This window comes from Clostridium sp. HMP27 (genome assembly GCF_000765165.1).
In the GTDB taxonomy this organism is placed as follows: Bacteria; Bacillota; Clostridia; order Clostridiales; family Clostridiaceae; genus Clostridium_AK.
Genome location: NZ_JMFY01000006.1, coordinates 65,569 through 84,342 on the forward strand (window position 1 = coordinate 65,569; position 18,774 = coordinate 84,342).

The window sequence follows — 18,774 nt, forward strand, 5'->3', positions numbered from 1 at the left end:
GAAAAATGGAATTAAATTCAAAATTGTTACACCAAAACCTGAAAATAAAAACATGAAATACATAAAAAATGTAACGTTTATTACATATGTTGGAATAATCGATAAAAAAGCTTTAATTCTACTTTCAGCTAAATTAAAAAAAACCCTATAAGCATCTTTTTTAGAAAATCATGGAAGTATAGCAAAGAATGTGACAGGTATCTTAAGTTAAACCGAGTATTTCTGACCTATTTACCAAGGAGTCTAAATAATCACGGTTTAAGGGCATTAGCAAATTGTTATATAATAACTATGCTGTTAACTATTTATTAATGATTTGTTAACGAATTAAAATGTATAATAAAGGGTAGAAGGGGGAGTAAGGATGCAAGAGGTAAGGCTTGAAAGAGAAATTGAAACAAACGAAGATATGTTATTTCCAAAGGAAATAGAAGTACCACGGACTTATTCAAAACAATATGATAAAAGTAGAACTTATTTTTTTATAAAAAGGACAATAGACATAATTAGTGCCTTAGCTGGGTTAGTTCTTATGTCTCCCATAATGTTAATTACAGCAATATGTATTAAGTTTGAATCTAAAGGCCCTATAGTATTTTCTCAAGAAAGAGTAGGAGAAAAGGGCAAGATATTTAAAATGTACAAGTTTCGTTCCATGGTAATAAATGCTGAGGAACTTTTAGACAAGCTTCAAGAAAAAAATGAAATGACAGGTCCAATGTTTAAGATAAAGGAAGATCCAAGAATCACAAAAGCAGGAAAGTTTATAAGAAAGACAAGCATAGATGAACTTCCACAGCTATTTAATGTGTTAAAAGGGGACATGTCTTTAGTAGGCCCAAGACCAAGCCTTCCAAAGGAAGTTATGAAGTTTACAAAGCGTCAAAAGTTAAGACTTATAGCTAAACCAGGACTAACTTGCTACTGGCAGGTAAGCGGCAGAAACAAAATAGGCTTTGAAGAATGGATGGAACTAGACATTAAATACGTAGAGGAAAGAAACACCTTAACGGATATAAAACTAATACTTAAAACCTTCGGCGTGCTGTTTGGGGATGAGAATGCAAGCTAAAAAATAAATATGATATATACTTTAAAACAATAGTTTAAAATAGGGTGACTATATTGATATTAGCGAATGTTGAAAATAAGACAATGTTTCTAGTTCTACTTAGAATACAGATAAAGTGAAAAGTTAATGAAGTCATATGTAGTAAAATGAAATTATAAGTGATAAAGTCATAGTAATAAAGTATTACAAGAGAGATGGCAAAGTTATTTCATAAAGACATAGCAGTTTTACGTGCAATATCATATTAAATACTTAATAAAATGATAAGAATTTTAAGAAAAGTGGAGTTGTGTAATGGTGCAATCAAGAGATTATAAGAGTAAAATGCATATCGTTTATGCTAGCGATGACAATTTTGCCGAAATTATGGGCGTGTCCATTTTGTCCTTATTTCAGAATAATAAGGATGTGTCAGAAATTATAATTTACATATTAGACAGTGGTATAAATGATGAGAATAAACAGCGAGTTGAAATGGTGTTTAGAACATACAACCGTGAACTTCCCGTATGGATTCCAGCTATAAATATAAATGATGTTCTTGGTATTGAGGTCAGGCAAGATAGAGGTTCTATCAGCCAGTTTGCAAGACTATTTATTTCAAGAGTTCTTCCAGAAGATTTAGATAGGGTTTTGTACCTTGATTGTGATATTATTGTTAATAAATCAATCTCAGAATTGTGGAATATGGATTTTAAAGGTAAGACAATTGCAGCATTGCTCGATCCATTTAGTATTCTATATAGAAAGAATCTTGGTTTAGAGAAAAATGATGTTCTTTTCAATTCAGGTGTTATGCTTATTAACTTTCAGAAATGGAAGTTAAATAATGTTGAAGATAGATTATTAAGTTTAATAAATAAGTATAATGGTCTTATTCCGCAAGGTGATCAAGGAGCATTAGGGGCTATTCTTAGTAAAGAAACGTTATTAATACATCCGAAGTTTAATGCTATAACACTTTTTTATGATTTTACTTATGAAGACATGATGATATACCGTAAATCACCTTACTATTACAGTAAAAGTGAAATAGAGAATGCTAGAGATAATCCTGTAATTGTTCATTTTACAACAAGTTTTCTTTCTAGGCGAGCTTGGAATGAGGGAAGTAAGCATCCATATGCAGAAAAGTGGATTGAGTATAAAAATATGAGTCCATGGAAGGATGAGAAGTTAAGAATTTATAAGGTTAATCAAGGATGGAAGGAAATCTACTTAAGGTTGTATAAGAAACTACCTATTAATGTATCAGTTAGATTATCTGGATTACTACAAGCATATGGTAGACCATTGTTGATTAAGGCTAAGTATAATATTCATTGGAAGGAATGAATGCATTAGAAAAATACAAGAAAGATATAAATTAGGAGAATCAAATTAGATAAATCCAGATTAATTCTCATCATAGGTCAGTATTATGTAATTTGTACTGTGATATCTTTATAAAAAATAAGATGTATAGAATAATAAAAAGCGACGCTTTCAGTACTCTTGAGGTATAGATAATTACAATCGTAAATATCTATATAAGCAATAATGATGTTTGATAAATACATGTAAAGTACAGTAGTAGGAAAGAAACTGATAAACTAATTTAGATAAAACGGTGCTGAATGTAAGTAGAAAGTAGGTGTAATGTGTCTGAAAAAATAGTAGTTATGCATTTTGTTTCAGGATTAGTATCTGGTGGAGTTGAACAGATGTTAGTAAATTATTGTTCATATATGGATAAAGATGAATTTGAGTTTATAGTTGTGTATCAGCATGATCCAATTAAAGTTTGCATTGAAAAAATTGAAAATGCAGGATGTAAAACATTTAGAGTAACTTCAAAGGAAAAAAATCCAGTTAAAAACTTATTTGAAAGCTATAAACTTATTAGAAAATACAAACCACATATTATTCACTCACATATGAATTTGATGAATTTCTTCCCAATGTTCGTAGGATATATATGTGGTGCCAAAATAAGAATAAGTCATTCACATATAGCTGAGAAAAACAAAAGTTTTTATTACAGCATTTTTGCAAATTTTTGCAAGATGTTGATTATTATGTTTTCTAATGAGTTTTTCGCTTGTGGACATGAAGCTGGTGAGTATTTATATGGCAAGAAAAGAATGCAGAAAGATAAAATTACTATAATCAATAATGCAATAAACCTTGATGAATATGCACCAGATGAAAAACATAGAAAATTAGTAAGAGAAGATTTAGGAGTTTCTAATAATTTTGTTATAGGCCATGTTGGTCGTTTCACAGAACAGAAGAATCATAAGCGATTAATTGAAATATTTAATGACGTTGTAAAAATTAGAGAAGATGCTGTTTTATTACTGGTTGGTACAGGTGAATTAGAGAATAACATCAAAGAATTAGGCAATCAACTTAATTTAAATAGTAAAATCAAATTTATCGGTACAATTAGTAAAATGGTACCAATGTATAGAGCTATGGATATTTTTGTTCTTCCTTCACTTTTTGAAGGGCTTCCAGTTGTAAGCCTTGAGGCTCAAGCAGCAGGATTAAGATGTATTTTTAGTGATACAGTAGCACATACAGCTAAGATTACGGATTTGGTGGAGTTTGTTCCATTGACTCAAAACAATTCACTATGGGTAGATAGGATGTTATCTCCCAATGACAACAAAACAACTTATTACAAAGAAGCTTTAACCAATGCCGGGTATGATATTTTGGTTGAAAGTAAGAAATTAAGTGATTTATATAAAAAATTAGTTGATATAAGAGGAAGATATGGTGCTAAAAATAAAAAAAGATAATATGGCTACGCCAATATTAACAATATTAAAATGTATGTTTATAATTTTAATTTTTTTTACTTTATATATATTCTCAAATTGCAACCCCAATATAATATTCTGGGCAAATATGGTTTTGGTACTAGCAATTATTTCTGAATGTCAGTTTTCATTAGTTACATTAGTAGTTGTTATATCAAACTATGTTTTAATTAACTTGTTTTTCTATTATCAAACAGGACAAGCATATGGTATCTTAGCTCATGTAAAAGATCTTAACTATAGTGAGATGCTAATATATAATCTTATGTTTAATTTCTCTATTTATATTTGGATTACATTAACTAAATTCTTGGACTATGAAAAGATATTATTAAAAAGACATTATTGGATAAATAGGATTGCAGCTAATACATGTGCAATTATTGCAATCATTGCTGTTATAATTGCATTCCCACAAATGATATTTACCTTTGACAGCTCAACTAGATTTCAATCACTGCTTCCAGGAAATGGATGGAATCATTTGGCTATAGTTGCACTTATTTTTGCAGTAACAAGAATTCAAGATAGCATGTTTATCAAAATATCGTTAGTATTTATAGTATTTTGGTTTCTAGCTCATTATGAGCGAGTAGATATAGTTGGTTTCTGCTTTGCATTTATATCTTTATTTGCAATAAAAAAGAATTTAAAAATTAATGCAAAATTTATTATGAGATATGGAATAATGATATTCATAATTTTTGGATTTTTGGTATACATAGGAGAAGTAAGAGCAGGGAATATTTCAATAGATTTATCTATGTTATTAAAGCATATAGTGTCACAAAATACAGCATCTGATATAGGATATGTTTTTCATAGTAGTACAAAATATGTAGAAGACTATGGATTGTTACAAGGAAGATCGTATATAACATATATACAAGGGGCTATACCAATGTTTGATACACCGTTAAGGGCTGGAGGTATAATAAAAACTTTATACGGTACGCCAGGAGGAGAATATATTTTAACGGAACCTGTTATTAACTTTGGTTTTATTGGAGTTTTGATTGTTACCAATATATATATGTTTATCTTATATAAAATTGTAAGAAAAAGTTCTGCATATAGGTATTATCTATACATTTTTTTAATGGTTGCATCTTTTAGATTTGTTTGGTATGGACTATCATATATAGAAACAGCCATTCTATATTTTATACCATTTATATACTTTTTATGTAGAAAAATTAGCGGACCTAAAATGTTGAAACCAATTATTTATAGGGAAAGTGAGAGATAATTATGTTAAAGATTGGAGTTCTGAACTGTTTTCAAATAAAGAATTATGGTAGTGTATTGCAATCATATGCAATGGAAAAAGCAATACAAAATCTGGGATATAACGCAGTAAGTATTTATTATAATAAGGATAGAGGACTCAAGCAATATATGGAGTATTTACCACAGCTTATGATTAAAGAAGTTGTACTTATGAAATATAAAGGTGTTCATAAGAAATTGTATTTGAAATTTAAAAATAAAGAATTAAATAAATTAATTTTACAAAGAAATTTAAAGTTTGATAAGTTTGTTCAAAATAATTTTAACTGTTCAAGTCATTATATAGGTATTGACAACTTAAAAAAATATGCTGATGATTTTTCAGCTTTTGTTTTGGGGAGTGATCAAGTATGGCATCCCATAAATTTAGGTAGTCATTATTATACCATGGAATGGATACCGCATAACAAATATAAAATAACTTATGCTGCAAGTTTTGGCGTTTCTTATATACCTAAGATTCAACAAAAAGCAACATGTAAATATCTTAGTAAGATTAATTCAATTTCTGTACGGGAAAATTCAGGAGCGTTAATAGTTAAACAATTTACTGGTAAAGATGTACCTGTGGTATTAGATCCAACATTATTATTACCGAAATCTCATTGGGACACTATTGCTAGACAGCCGAATATGTTAGATGAAAAATATATTTTTTGCTATTTTCTCGGAAACAATAAATTTCATCGTGAATTTGCAGAAAAATTAAAAAGACAAACAGGATTCAAAATTATTACATTACCTTATATGGATGAAATTGTGGAAGAAGATTTTGATTTTGGTGACTATAAGTTATTTGATGTTGGACCTTCGGAATTTTTAGGATTGATTAAAAATGCTGAATATATATGTACAGATTCATTTCATGGAACCATATTTTCAATTCTATATAATAAAAAGTTTTTAACTTTTAGTAGGCATGTAAATAAATCAAAAGGATCTACAAATTCAAGAATTGATACTTTGCTTGATAGTTTATGCTTAACTTCTAGAAAAATGAGTGATACTGAAGTTAAAGCTGAGGCATTATCGTTGATTTCTGATGATATCGATTATAACTTAGTTGAAAATAAACTTAAAAGGCTGATTGAAAAATCAACATCGTATTTAAAAGCTCAATTATCTAATGTGGAGGCAGAAAATGGAAGTTGATGAAAGAGGATATTTATATAAAAAGATAGGATATGTAGTACAGCATTTTGATAACAATATCCAATATGAGAGCACTTCAGGTGGTGCATTTACTGCAATTGCTGAATTTGTGATTAATAATAATGGGGTAGTTTTTGGCGCAACAATAGATAATGATAATTGTGTTAGGCACATTATGGTAGATAAGCGAGAAGATTTGTACAAACTCCGTGGTTCTAAGTATGTACAAAGTGACTTAGGAGATTGTTTTAGAATGGTAAAAAAACTATTATCCAAGAATTATTCTGTTTGTTTTAGTGGAACGCCTTGCCAAATAATGGGATTAAAGGCTTTTATTGGAAATGGTGAGTATAATTTGATTACAGTAGATGTTGCGTGTAAAGGTGTTCCATCTCCTAAGGTATGGAAAAAATACATTCGATTTCAGGAACATAATTATAAAAGTAAAGTCATTGATGTTAAATTTCGTGATAAAAGCCTAGGTTTTTCAAGTCCTTCAATGCAATTAAAATTTTCTAATGGCAAAGTTTATAGAAAAGGGCATGAATCAGATTCTATGCTAGCTCTATTTGTAAATGAGATTCTTAGTAGGCAATCTTGCTATAAGTGCGGAGTCAAAGGAAGAAATCATTATTCTGATTTTACAATATTTGATTGTTGGAGCATTGGGGAGATTTCTGCAGATTTTGATGATGATAAGGGAACTACATCAGTTTTAATCAATACGAAAAAGGGTCAGGAGATATTTAACAAGATTACTGATTTGCGTAAGCAAGAATATGATTCAACTGTGTTGGTAAAATTAGATGGGATCATGGTTGATCAGGCGGCTACTCCTAATAAACTTAGAAATGACTTTTATTTTGATTTAGATAAACTAGATTATAAGAGATTAATAAATAAGTATCTACCACCAAAACTAAAAAACAAAATCAAAGCATTTCTAAAACCAATATTATATAAACTTGGAATCTTAGAACGTATAAAAAAATTATTATAAACATTTAATTGAAAAAGTTGGAATAACTTAAAATCTTACAACGAAGTATGAAATGTACGGAGAAGTTTATATTTTTGGTATATTGTAGTTTATACATTATTTATATAATTATGAAGTTTTATGATATCAGGTGTATTACTTTTTCATTAGTAAATGTGAAATTAAAAGAATAGAATTATATTTTTACTCTTTACTAATGTGTACATATTTGAAGGGATAGATAAGATGAAAAATAAACTTTTAATAAATACCATAATGCTATATATTCTTACTTTTTCTAATTATGTCTTTGGATTTATTACAGTTCCATATCTAACTCGTGTATTAGGTGCTGAAGTCTACGGGAAAATTGGATTTGCTACTGCATTTGCTGTGTATATTCAATTGGTACTTGATTTTGGATTTTTATATTCTGCTACTGCTAGAGTAGCTGCTAATAGGGCAGATAATATTAAATTATCAAAAATTATGACTAGCGTTGTTATTTGTAAACTCATTTTAATTTTAATTTCATCAGTATGTATAGGTATAATTTTGATTTTTATTCCAATATTCCGAAGTGATTGGGTATTATATGTATTATATTTTCTCTATATGTCCATCAACTCGTTAATTCCAGATTTTTTGTATCGTGGCATTGAAAATATGAAGATTGTTACTTTTAGAACAGTTATGGTAAAAATTTTTTTTACTATATGTATTTTTATAACAGTAAAAGATCAAACGCAGTATAGATTTGTACCATGCTTTTATATTTTGGGGTCATTAGGAGCTGTATTAGCAGTATATGCACATGTATTAAAAAAGCTAAAGTTGAGATTTGTAAAAGTTAGCTTTTATGAGGTGAAAGAAACATTATTTGAGTCGGTTCAATTCTTTGTTTCTAGGGCTGCAAGTACAGCTTATACGGCAATGAATACACTTGTTTTAGGATTTATATATCCTTCTGGAAGCATATTGGGTTTTTATTCAGCATCAGAAAGACTAATTACTGCTGGAAGAGGGGCAATAACGCCGATTTCAGATAGTATATATCCTTATATGATTCGACATAAAAATTATAGGTTGATAAAAAATATAATTTTAATAGGTGAGGTTATTTTAGTTGTAAGTTGCATAATTATAGCTATATTTGCAAAAGAAATATGTATGATTATGTTTGGCAAGGAATATATAGAAGCGACTAATATTTTAAGGTATATGCTACCATTGATTATCATTGCTTTGCCTAGTTATTTATTAGGATATCCAGTACTAACACCATTAAATATGACCAAATATGCAAATGCTTCTAATGTAATTGGTTCAATATTTCAATGTTTAGGTTTAATAGCCTTGTATTATTTAGATATACTAAATGTTTACACCATTTGCATTTGTACATGCTTAACTGAATTTGTCGTTTTATGCATTAGAGTTTGGGCGGTATATAAAGGTTTCAGAAAAATAAATAGATTATAGTTTTAAAAATAGAAATTAAAAGAATATTATTTAATAATTTAAAGTTTTTTAGACAATTGAGAGAGTTTCATATTTGATTACATAGTAGAAGAATAAATATCTGAGTTTTTTAATTAACACATAATTTATCTCTATCAATATCTTAAGGCAAGGTGACTAATAAATATTTAAGATAATGATAAGAGCTAATATTGAGTATGGTAGAGCAGCAAAAATATAAGACTTTTAAGCTTTTGCGAGGAAGATAGAGGTTGGTACCAATTAATAGTGCATTATATTAATATTCAATTAAAAACAATTGATAAAATAATTTAGGCTATTTAACTATAAAGATTAATTATATAGCTTTTATATGGAAGTCAATAAACAATTCACCAGATAATATTGGAAATGGAAAGGGATAATTTATTATGCGAGCAATTAATTTAATCAAATCAGAAAAGGATTTACCTATTTTGTATGAAAAAAAAGAAGATTGTTGTGGTTGTACTGCATGTTATGCTATTTGCCCAAAAGATGCAATAAGTATGAAAACAGATGAAGAAGGATTTGTATATCCAGTGATAAATGAGAGCAAATGTGTTAGATGCTACATGTGTTTGAAAGTTTGTGTTTTTAAAAAAGTTCAGCAAGATGAATAATGCTGAATTAGCTTTTGAGAGGTAGTCACTTATATAATAAGTTATAATTAAGCCTGTATCTATAAAATTACAGGCGATCGAAAAAACACAGAAAAAATAGTACAAAAATCGACAGTAGCCAAGAAAAGAGTTACAGAATTTATTGGGGGGAGTTATAAATGAAAATCAGAAAAGCAGTAATTCCAGCAGCAGGATTAGGAACAAGATTTCTACCAGCAACTAAAGCTCAGCCAAAGGAAATGCTTCCTATAGTAGACAAGCCTACTATTCAATATATTATAGAAGAAGCGGTAGAGTCGGGGATAGAAGAAATACTTATAATTACTGGTAGAAATAAGAGAAGTATAGAGGATCATTTTGATAAATCTGTGGAATTAGAGTTAGAACTAGAACAAAAAAATAAACAGGATTTGCTTAAGGTGGTACGGGATATAAGCCATTTAGCAAATATACATTTCATTAGACAAAAGGAGCCTAAAGGGCTAGGACATGCTATACATTGCGCTAAGAGCTTTGTAGGCAACGAGCCCTTTGCTGTAATGCTTGGTGATGATGTGGTAGACAATGAAGTACCTTGTTTAAAGCAGCTTATAGATTGTTTTAGTGAATATAAGACATCAGTACTTGGGGTTCAGCGTGTGGCACAAAGTGAAGTTTCTAAGTATGGTATTGTTAAAGATTTAAAGATAGAAGGCAGAATTTGCAAGGTTAAAGACTTAATAGAAAAGCCAAGCATGGAAGAAGCTCCATCAGACATAGCAATTCTAGGCAGATATATACTTATGCCTGAAATATTTAATATTTTAGAAAACACAGAGCCAGGTAAGGGTGGAGAAATTCAGTTAACGGATGCATTAAAAACATTATTATCTCAGCAAGCAATTTATGCCTATGAGTTTGAAGGCAGAAGACATGACGTTGGAGATAAATTAGGATACCTACAAGCCACAGTTGAAATGGCTTTAAAAAGAGAAGATTTAAGAGAACCTTTCATGGAATACTTATTAAATACAATTAAAGCAGAGGAAATTAAGAGCTCTACTATTTCTTCTGAAGAGGCAGCAGCAACCAAATAAATCCAGAGGTCAGGTGCCTGAGATTAACTGCAAGATAGTAGAACTCAGTAGAATGAAGAGAAATGATATGCTCTCCATTTTGCTGAGTTTTTTATTATTCGTTATTTCTATTTTAGTGGCAGCAACTTCATATACCTAATGGGTCTTTCCAAGCTCATACATTTACTAAGCTCATTAAGATTATAATGAACTTTAAATAAGGTGCGATGAACATTAAAAAGCATCGCTTCAAGGTGATGTTCAGGATCTAGTATATATGCTTGAATTGTAGTTTCACCTGCTGCATACTTGGCCATTACTCGGTGGTTACCATCTGCTATACAAAAGTAGGGAGAACACATTGGGTATTTTATTCATTAATTTTCACCATTAACCCTATAGTTATTTTCCTTCCCTTGTATTTCTAGGGTATTACCCCTGCACATTTCAAGTATTCGGCTTCCTACTGCTTCATCAAGTTCTAGAAGTTTTTCCATGGTGTATTCGCTGGAAATTATCATGGGAAAGTTATTTAAATACCTATAATTTATTATTTCAAACATAATGTTTATATCTGATTCGGTGATTTTGCCTTTAAATAAGTCATCTATTACTATAAGCTCTGAGGTTTTGTATTTTCCAAGAATTAAGCTGTAGCATTCTCCATCCAGCATATTTTGCTTAATTTTAGTTATAACATCCCTATAGGGCATGTAAATAACCTTTACTCCCTTGTCCATTAAATTAAGAGCTATAGCCGTGCACAGGTGAGTTTTACCACTGCCAACTTGTCCAAGAAAAGCTATGCTGTTATTTTTTGTGTGTTTTATTTCATTAAAACTTTTAAGGTAGTTTAAAGCTGCCATTTTGCATTTTCTGCTTACAGCATTATATATCTTATAGTTTTTTAAATTAAGCTGGGAGCTATCCACATTTAGCCCTGCAAGTTTCCACTTGGACTTAATATTACTTTTCATAGTGCAGCTGCAGGGAGTTATAATATCTTGATACTTTCCATCACTCTTCACAATAAATCCAACTCCACGGCATATAGGACAAACATCATAAAAATTCATCAAAGTCTTCTTCTGTGAATTCTGGAAGCTCTGGTTCCTCAGCTCTAAATCCTGCATATTTTCCTTGGACTTCTCCCTGAGCCTTTTTATTATAGATTGAATGTTGTCTGTCTCCCCAGTTTGAATATTTCTTTGTTCCATGATTATCATCCTTTCTTTCCTTTGTTACCCCAGGGGTAGAGGCTTTATAGTTTTGCATATACTCATGAACTTCACTTAAGCTATGCAAATTAAGATCTATCCAGTTATACAGGATAGATTCTATGTATCTAAAGGTTCTAACTCTGTTTTCCACAGCAATTTCCATGGCCCTTATGATTAAATCTCCGCCTTTTAAATCCTCATACAAAAGCCTTAGCTTTTCACGCTCATGGGGAGTGGGCAGGTGAAGGTTTGAGCTGAAAAAGTTTATAACCTCATCAAAGCCTGCTTTTTCTTCCAAGCGGCTGACCTCTTCTACTACTACAACATCCTTTGGAGTAGTCTCAGGAGTACTCTCTGGTATTGCTTTAGTTAAATTAATCTCATCCACTGCTAAGTTTGAGCAGTTCTCCTCGTGAGTGGTTTCATCCATTTGCTCTTTATTAGCATAGGTTAAGTTATCATCTTTTTGTTGAAGCCTATTTAAGGCATCATAATCTATGCTGTACCACTTAGTTTTATCCATCTTACATTTGTTGAAATTTCCAGATAGGATTATTCCCATGTCTTCAAGTTTTTTTATAAGTCTTCTTATGGTGCTTTCACAAAAGAAGGGCAGCTGTTTTTGCCAATTTGCATAGCTATTAAATATCCAAGGTCTTCCTTCTATGATATGAGTGGATTTTTCAAGCCAATAGCTCATCTGCTGAACTATTATACTTTCAGATACTCCAAGCACTACTGCTAGATTTACATCAATAACAACACATTTTTTATCCATTATGTTTTCCTCCTTAAAAATGCTCCTACATACATAAACAAATCAGCTTTCTCAAAAAAGACAGCAAAATAAAAAAACTTTTTTTATTTCGCTGTCTTTTTTGGAGAGACTTATTTGTTTTATATAATATACAGGGATAAATTATACTAATGTGTAAATATAAGTATTATGTGGGGGGAGTGTTATAACATGACAGATTATGAAGCTAAAAGATTATTAGATGAAATACAGTATGTGTTTGGAGAAGAAACATCACAGCATTGGGATGATATTGAAAGATGTATAATTTCATATGCTAAAAGATGCTGTAATAGCAAATATTTTGCTTGGCAGGACTTAGAGGAGCTTATTTCACAATCAATTATGGCTCTTTTTGAGCTGTATGAAAAAATTGAAAAGGAAAATAAAAAAGTAAATCAATATTATGTTATAAAATCAATGAAAAACTTTTTTATAAATATGTTTAGAAAAAGAGAGAAAAGAAGAAAAATGAGGAAGGAAGATAAATATTTAAGAGAAACCTATGGCGAAGATGGATACCTTGATATGCTTGCTGAAGAATCTAGTGAAGTAATGCTTCACACTGTAGAAGATGAACTTGTATATAGTCCTTTAATTAGTACTATTGAGGATAAGTTAAGTGATCAAAGTAAAGATGTACTGGAGTTTATTTTAAAAAATCAAGATATTACTGTTGAAGCCTATGCAAGGGAGAGAGGATTAAGATATCATACAGCTTTAAAAAGGATTGAAAGGTTTCAAAGACAAGCAAAGGAGCAAATGTATATGTGGGGGAAAGAACATAAAGATGAGGCAGAGCTTATGGCAGAGGTATTTAAGTATATATCAGCTTAATTTTAATATCCACTAGCATTATTATTGAAAGGAGAACCTTTTGAATATGAATGACTTTAAGAAAGAAAACTCTATGCATTTAGAAGAATTAGCTCTTAAAGCTCAAAGTGGAGATAAAAAATCTTTAGAAGACTTAATTAAGTATTTTAACCCCTATATAACAAAACAAGCTCACTGTACCTATGTAAAGGGTTATGAAATGGAGGATTTAATTCAAATGGGATATGTAAGCCTTATAAAAGCAATAAAAATGTACAAGCCCAGTAATAAGAATTTTAATTATTATGCACTGGCATCAATTAAGAGAAACTTTTATTACCTTATAAGACAGGAATCCCGGCACAATACGGAATACAGCATGGAATTTGAAACAGGGGAAGGGCTGACACTGCAAGACGGACTAGAGAATAACTTTAATTTAGAGGAGGAGTATTTAAAGAAGGAAACTTACAAAAGACTTAGACAGGGCATTGAAAAATTAAGTAAAGAAGAAAAGGAAATGATTAAATGGGTGTATATTGATAGGAAAAGTCTTAAGGAATACTCAAAGGTAAAGGGGATTAGTTATAATCAGGGCAGGTATAGGATGCGGCAGATACTTCAAAAACTTAAGGAGTTTTTAAAGTAGCAACTAAATAATTTGTTAAAACTTAAAAATACCATACTTATTAAACTCGACAATTACGAAGGGTAATAATTCATAATTATCGAGTTTTTTGTATTTTATTGCAGTTTAAGTCTCCTATTAATAGGGATATTTAAATGAAATTTAAAAAGAAATTATAGAAAAAAATACCTTGAATTATTTACCAAAATTAATGGAAATATGGATAAAGTGTGTTGTATAATGGTTTTAGGACAGATTTGGAGATTAAATTTTTATGCAGTCACTAAGCGGTGAATAAATATATAAAATTAAGCTTAACAAAGGGGGAGGAGCTTTATGGAAAAGGAAATAAATCTAGATTTTAGAGAAATTCTTATGATCCTTAGAAAAAGAATTAAGTTAATAGCAGCCATAACAATAGCATGTACATTGTTATCGGCAATAGTAAGTTTTTTTATAATAAAACCCATATACGAAGCAAGAACAAGTATAATAGTGGGTAAAGCACAGTTAGCTGAAGGTAAACTACAAAATAATGATGTTACAATGTACCAAAAGTTATTAAAAACCTATGCTGTAATTGCACAGTCTGAAAGAGTGGCGGATAATGCAGCCGTTAAGTTAAAGCTTAAATATACACCTAAGCAAATTTTATCTATGATAAGTGTGATGCCTCAGCAGGAGACTCAAATACTTGAGATAAAGGCAGAAAATAAAAGTTCTAAAGAAGCTGCAGCAGTAATAGATGCAGTAACTTCAGCTTTCATGGAGGAAGCTAAAGCAGTATTCCCAACAGGAGGAACCATTGGAGTATTAGATAGAGCTAGTGTTCCTAAAAGCCCAATAACTCCTAAAAGGGCTCTTAACGTAGTTATGGCTTTCTTCTTAGGAATTATGATATCTGTAGCTGTTACATTTGTACTAGAATATATGGACAAGACTATAAAAACTGAAGATGATGTTAAAAGATATTTAGGACTACCTGGTATAGGAATAATTCCACAGCTGCCAGAGGCAAATACAAACACAACTATCCTGTCAAAAAGAACAATGGTATCAAAACAAGTAGAAGTTTAAGCTCGCATTTTTCTTTTTTAAAAATAATTATTATAGTGTAATTGGAGTGAGAAAGATGAATGAATCATACTTAATTTCCATAAAGAACCCTATGAATCCTATATCAGAAGCGTATAGAACACTTAGAACTAACATAAAATTTTCATCCTTTGATAAAGAAATAAAATCTTTAGTTATTACAAGTTCAGGTCCTAATGAAGGAAAATCTACAACTGCTTGTAATTTAGCAATTGTAATGGCTCAAACGGGAAGTAAAACCATACTTATAGATTGTGATCAAAGAAAACCAAGTATCCATAAGGTATTTGGATTATCCAATGAATGTGGATTATCAAATATACTAGCAGATGAAGTGGAATTTAAAGATGCAGTTTATAAAACACAAATAGAGAATTTAGAAATGCTTCCTTCAGGAACCAAGCCTCCAAATCCATCAGAAATTTTATCCTCAGAAAAAATGAAAAGGTTTTTACAGAGGCTAAAAGAGAAATATGACTCAATTATAATAGACACTCCACCTATAGTTGCAGTAACAGATGCTCAGCTTTTATCCACATATGTAGATGGCTGCATACTTGTTGTAGCATCAGGTCAGACGGATAGAGGTGCAGCTATGAAGGCAAAAGGTCTTTTAGATAAGGTAGGAGCTAAGATACTGGGTGTAGTATTAAATAAGGTAGATACAAGTAATAAAGGATATTATGGAGCTAGATACTATAATTATTATTCGGAAGATTATGAATGTAAGAAAAGAAAAAGATTATTTAATATAGGGGTCAGACACTTTGGGTAAAACACAAGTAATAATGAAACAGCTCAGCAAAGAATAGAGAGAGTTTGCTGAGTTTTATTTTTTCTCACTTTCTTTTTTATTGCATATTAAATAGTGAAACATCTTAATGAATTGAGATGTGATAATGAAGGGAGTGGATAGTATGGCTGTTACAGCTGATATGGTTAAAAAGTCTTTAATTCTTGAATATGTAGTGGGAACAGACGACGAGGGCAAAGACGTTCTTGGAAGTCAAAGATTCTCCAAAATCAAGACTGCTGCAACTGATGATGCCTTAAATGCTGTGGCACAGGCAATGGCACCTGTACTTAAAAATGGACTTTTATATGTTAAAAAAGAAGAAGATAGCGTGCTTGGCTAATTAAAAAGGAGGAATGATTTATGGCTAAGAGTTTAGTTTTATCCTTTGTGAACGTTGGAGGAAAAAAGACAAGCATTACTGTGAATAATATAAAGGATGCGGTAACTCCTGCAGAAGCAAATACTCTTATGGACACTATAATTGCTCAAAATGTATTTGAAACTAAAGATGGCGATTTAGTCAGCAAGAGCGGTGCTTACGTGGTAGACAGAGAAAAAACTGAAATAGAATTGTAGTTAGCAGCCCCTGAGAGTAGTTATCTCAGGGGTAAAGTTTTATATTTTATAATTTATAGCTTTAACTATGATTGTGCAGTTAAAGTATAATACTATGCTGGTAAATATTATACTGCGTTGAATTTGGAAAAGTTATGGTATACTTAAGTTATTGATATAACAATTATAACTTAATGGGGGATTAGTTATGTTAACATCTTTAAAAATAGCCGTACGATTTTTAAAAAGCAGCAAGATACAAACCTGTATTATAGCTATTGGTATTGCTATAGCGGTATCTGTGCAGATTTTTATAGGACTTATAAGCCAGGGACTTGAAAAAAGCCTTTTAAGCAAGGTAGTAGGAAGCTTTGTACATATTAGTGTCACATCATCAACTAAAGAAGATATAGAAGCTTGGAAGAATGTAAAAGATAAGATAAGCTCTGTAGATATGGATATAACTACGGTAGCACCAGTAGCTGATTATTATACCTTTATAAGTTTAGGGGATAAGAAGAAAAATGTACAAGTTAGAGGATTACTTCCTGAGGATATTAATACACTTTATGATATGAAAAATAAGGTTTATGAAGGAAAGATGATTAATAAATCCGGACAAGCTCTTATTGGAAAGGAATTAAAGAATAAGTTAAATATAAATATTGGAGATAAAATAGATATAGTAAATTTTAAGGGAATGAAGACTCAGCTTACTGTAGCAGGCTTTTATGATTTAGGGGCAGTAAAGCTAAATAGTGCATGGATTATAACTGATTTAAATACTGCTCAGGGTTTATCTGGCCTTGGAGATAAGATTACTTCTATGGAGATTTCAGTTAAAGATGCTTACAATGCAGATTATATTGGAAGGGACATACAAAATCATCTTAAGGACAGAGATTTAAAAGTGGAAAATTGGAAGGAACAAAATAAGTTTGTAGCTAGTGCTATAGTTGGGCAAAAGATTTGTTCCATTATAATTCAGTTTTTTGTGCTCCTTGCAGCGGTACTTAGTATAACGAGTATTCTTAATATAAGTGTGGTACAAAAATATAAGCAAATTGGTATTTTAAAGGCCATGGGAATAAAAGATGCTACTGCAGCTCTTATATTTTTACTGGAGGCTATTATTTTAGGAGTAATAGGAACAGCCTTAGGGATTTTATTCACATTATTATATATAAAAGGTTTTAATAGATACATAGTTGCCTCTGATGGAAAGCCGATTGTGAACATAATTATCAATAATAGGTTTATAGTTCTTTCCTCTTTAATTTCTGTAGGAGCTTCAATTTTAGCTGCAATATTTCCAGCATTAAAATCACTTAGATTAAGTGCAATGGAGGTAATTAAAAATGGATAGTATTATAGAACTTAAGAATATAAGCAAGATATATGGAAGAAGGGTTAAGACTGAAGTATTACATGATGTGAATATATCTATTGAGGAAGGTTCCTTTAACTCCATAATAGGAGCTTCGGGCAGTGGCAAAACTACTCTTTTAAATATAATGGGAACATTAGACAAACCTACAAGTGGAGAGGTTTATATTGAAAATAAAAGAATTGATAAAATGGGGAGAGGAGCTTTAGCAGCACTTAAAAACAAAAAGATAGGATTTGTATTTCAATTTCATTATCTTCTCCCGGAGTTTAATGCTCTAGAAAATGTACTTATGCCCCATACTATAAGTAACATTTTTCACGGGAGAAAAACTCGAGAAAGGGCAGAAATGCTTTTAGATTTAGTTGGACTTTCAGAAATTAAGAAGAAAAGGGTTTATGATTTATCTGGCGGGCAGCAGCAAAGAGTTGCCATTGCAAGGGCACTTATGAATAATCCTAAGATTATACTGGCAGATGAGCCCACAGGAAATCTAGATTCTAACTCAGCAGAGGATATATATAACATATTTAGAGATATAAATAAAAACTTTAAAACCACCTTTGTCATAATAACTCATGATGAGAGGATTGCTAAAAAGGCAGACAGAATAATTGAAATAAAAGACGGAAAAGTTTTGGGGCCAGACCCCTGGGAGAAAGTGTAAGTGACAAAAAAGTGTATTTTCAGCAAGTTTTGTTTAAATGTGATATAATATAAATTGAGGCAAATTTAGTTGGAGACCATAATGCTAATAAAAGTCATTATGGTCTCTATATTATTTGATTAAAAACTTTTATTTATAGAAACTATAAATTTTTAAAGGAGTTGATTTTTATTATGAAAAAGCCGAATAAGGGCAAGGTGTTAACCCAGGAACAAGCAGAACAGAGAATACTAGAGATTATGTCAGAACCAAAGACAGTACCTGCATCACAAGGATCAGCAAAAGTAAACAAGCCTCTAAACTAAGAAAATGAATATTTCATGAAGAATTCCAGCT

The 18,774-nt window shown here is 30.7% G+C and carries 20 protein-coding genes; 18 read left to right on the forward strand and 2 right to left on the reverse strand.

All coding sequences use genetic code 11. The features are described 5' to 3' along the window. The first annotated feature begins 409 nt into the window (after nucleotides 1-409). The 9 genes from DP68_RS03595 to galU all read left to right on the forward strand — a co-directional run bounded on the left by DP68_RS03595 (nucleotide 410) and on the right by galU (nucleotide 10,499). Nucleotides 410-1,072: a sugar transferase gene (locus DP68_RS03595; RefSeq protein WP_052085641.1), complete on the forward strand. Its 663-nt coding sequence runs from the start codon at nucleotides 410-412 to the stop codon at nucleotides 1,070-1,072. Nucleotides 1,073-1,366: 294 nt separating this feature from the next. Next, a complete protein-coding gene (locus DP68_RS03600) occupies nucleotides 1,367-2,407 on the forward strand; it encodes a glycosyltransferase family 8 protein (protein ID WP_291547060.1) in 1,041 nt (346 codons plus the stop codon). A gap of 305 nt (nucleotides 2,408-2,712) precedes the next feature. Next, nucleotides 2,713-3,858, forward strand: coding sequence for a glycosyltransferase family 1 protein (locus DP68_RS03605; protein ID WP_035306223.1), 1,146 nt, complete (start codon nucleotides 2,713-2,715; stop codon nucleotides 3,856-3,858). Then, a complete protein-coding gene (locus DP68_RS03610) occupies nucleotides 3,833-5,128 on the forward strand; it encodes a hypothetical protein (RefSeq protein ID WP_035306225.1) in 1,296 nt (431 codons plus the stop codon). The genes DP68_RS03605 and DP68_RS03610 overlap by 26 nt, the downstream gene beginning before the upstream one ends. Nucleotides 5,129-5,130: 2 nt before the next feature. Then, a complete protein-coding gene (locus DP68_RS03615) occupies nucleotides 5,131-6,321 on the forward strand; it encodes a polysaccharide pyruvyl transferase family protein (RefSeq protein ID WP_035306227.1) in 1,191 nt (396 codons plus the stop codon). Continuing rightward, complete coding sequence (locus DP68_RS03620) at nucleotides 6,311-7,321, forward strand: Coenzyme F420 hydrogenase/dehydrogenase, beta subunit C-terminal domain (RefSeq protein ID WP_052085626.1); 1,011 nt, start codon at nucleotides 6,311-6,313, stop codon at nucleotides 7,319-7,321. The genes DP68_RS03615 and DP68_RS03620 overlap by 11 nt, the downstream gene beginning before the upstream one ends. A gap of 225 nt (nucleotides 7,322-7,546) precedes the next feature. After that, nucleotides 7,547-8,782, forward strand: coding sequence for an oligosaccharide flippase family protein (locus tag DP68_RS03625; protein WP_052085627.1), 1,236 nt, complete (start codon nucleotides 7,547-7,549; stop codon nucleotides 8,780-8,782). Between the two features lie 410 nt (nucleotides 8,783-9,192). Continuing rightward, nucleotides 9,193-9,423: a 4Fe-4S dicluster domain-containing protein gene (locus DP68_RS03630; RefSeq protein WP_035306229.1), complete on the forward strand. Its 231-nt coding sequence runs from the start codon at nucleotides 9,193-9,195 to the stop codon at nucleotides 9,421-9,423. A gap of 158 nt (nucleotides 9,424-9,581) precedes the next feature. Continuing rightward, complete coding sequence (gene galU, locus DP68_RS03635) at nucleotides 9,582-10,499, forward strand: UTP--glucose-1-phosphate uridylyltransferase GalU (RefSeq protein ID WP_035306231.1); 918 nt, start codon at nucleotides 9,582-9,584, stop codon at nucleotides 10,497-10,499. Between the two features lie 356 nt (nucleotides 10,500-10,855). Here galU and DP68_RS03645 read toward each other — a convergent pair whose 3' ends face one another. Further along, nucleotides 10,856-11,554 (reverse strand): ATP-binding protein, encoded by a 699-nt coding sequence (locus DP68_RS03645; RefSeq protein WP_052085628.1) that lies wholly within the window; start codon nucleotides 11,552-11,554, stop codon nucleotides 10,856-10,858. Next, nucleotides 11,541-12,476: a DnaD domain protein gene (locus DP68_RS18820; protein ID WP_052085629.1), complete on the reverse strand. Its 936-nt coding sequence runs from the start codon at nucleotides 12,474-12,476 to the stop codon at nucleotides 11,541-11,543. The genes DP68_RS03645 and DP68_RS18820 overlap by 14 nt, the downstream gene beginning before the upstream one ends. Before the next feature lie 189 nt (nucleotides 12,477-12,665). Between DP68_RS18820 and DP68_RS03650 the strand changes: the two genes are divergently transcribed. The 9 genes from DP68_RS03650 to DP68_RS19430 all read left to right on the forward strand — a co-directional run bounded on the left by DP68_RS03650 (nucleotide 12,666) and on the right by DP68_RS19430 (nucleotide 18,743). After that, nucleotides 12,666-13,331, forward strand: a complete 666-nt coding sequence (locus DP68_RS03650; protein WP_035306235.1) for a hypothetical protein — start codon at nucleotides 12,666-12,668, stop codon at nucleotides 13,329-13,331. A gap of 46 nt (nucleotides 13,332-13,377) precedes the next feature. After that, nucleotides 13,378-13,959: a sigma-70 family RNA polymerase sigma factor gene (locus DP68_RS03655; RefSeq protein WP_052085630.1), complete on the forward strand. Its 582-nt coding sequence runs from the start codon at nucleotides 13,378-13,380 to the stop codon at nucleotides 13,957-13,959. A 315-nt stretch (nucleotides 13,960-14,274) separates the two neighbouring features. Next, nucleotides 14,275-15,015, forward strand: coding sequence for a Wzz/FepE/Etk N-terminal domain-containing protein (locus tag DP68_RS03660; protein ID WP_052085631.1), 741 nt, complete (start codon nucleotides 14,275-14,277; stop codon nucleotides 15,013-15,015). A 55-nt stretch (nucleotides 15,016-15,070) separates the two neighbouring features. Further along, nucleotides 15,071-15,808 carry a CpsD/CapB family tyrosine-protein kinase gene (locus tag DP68_RS03665; protein ID WP_035306237.1) on the forward strand — a complete coding sequence of 246 codons (738 nt, stop codon included), beginning with the start codon at nucleotides 15,071-15,073 and terminating at the stop codon, nucleotides 15,806-15,808. 142 nt (nucleotides 15,809-15,950) lie between these two features. Beyond that, on the forward strand, nucleotides 15,951-16,169 hold the full coding sequence (locus DP68_RS03670; RefSeq protein ID WP_035306239.1) for a DUF1659 domain-containing protein: 219 nt from the start codon (nucleotides 15,951-15,953) through the stop codon (nucleotides 16,167-16,169). Between the two features lie 20 nt (nucleotides 16,170-16,189). Continuing rightward, nucleotides 16,190-16,405, forward strand: coding sequence for a DUF2922 domain-containing protein (locus DP68_RS03675; protein WP_035306241.1), 216 nt, complete (start codon nucleotides 16,190-16,192; stop codon nucleotides 16,403-16,405). A gap of 187 nt (nucleotides 16,406-16,592) precedes the next feature. Beyond that, nucleotides 16,593-17,750, forward strand: a complete 1,158-nt coding sequence (locus DP68_RS03680) for an ABC transporter permease (RefSeq protein ID WP_035306243.1) — start codon at nucleotides 16,593-16,595, stop codon at nucleotides 17,748-17,750. Next, entirely contained in the window at nucleotides 17,743-18,438 is a 696-nt protein-coding gene (locus DP68_RS03685) for an ABC transporter ATP-binding protein (RefSeq protein ID WP_035306245.1), read from the forward strand. The genes DP68_RS03680 and DP68_RS03685 overlap by 8 nt, the downstream gene beginning before the upstream one ends. Nucleotides 18,439-18,611: 173 nt before the next feature. Continuing rightward, the gene (locus DP68_RS19430; RefSeq protein ID WP_291547071.1) at nucleotides 18,612-18,743 is read left to right on the forward strand and encodes a hypothetical protein; all 132 of its coding nucleotides are present in this window, start codon (nucleotides 18,612-18,614) and stop codon (nucleotides 18,741-18,743) included. Nucleotides 18,744-18,774: the final 31 nt, after the last annotated feature.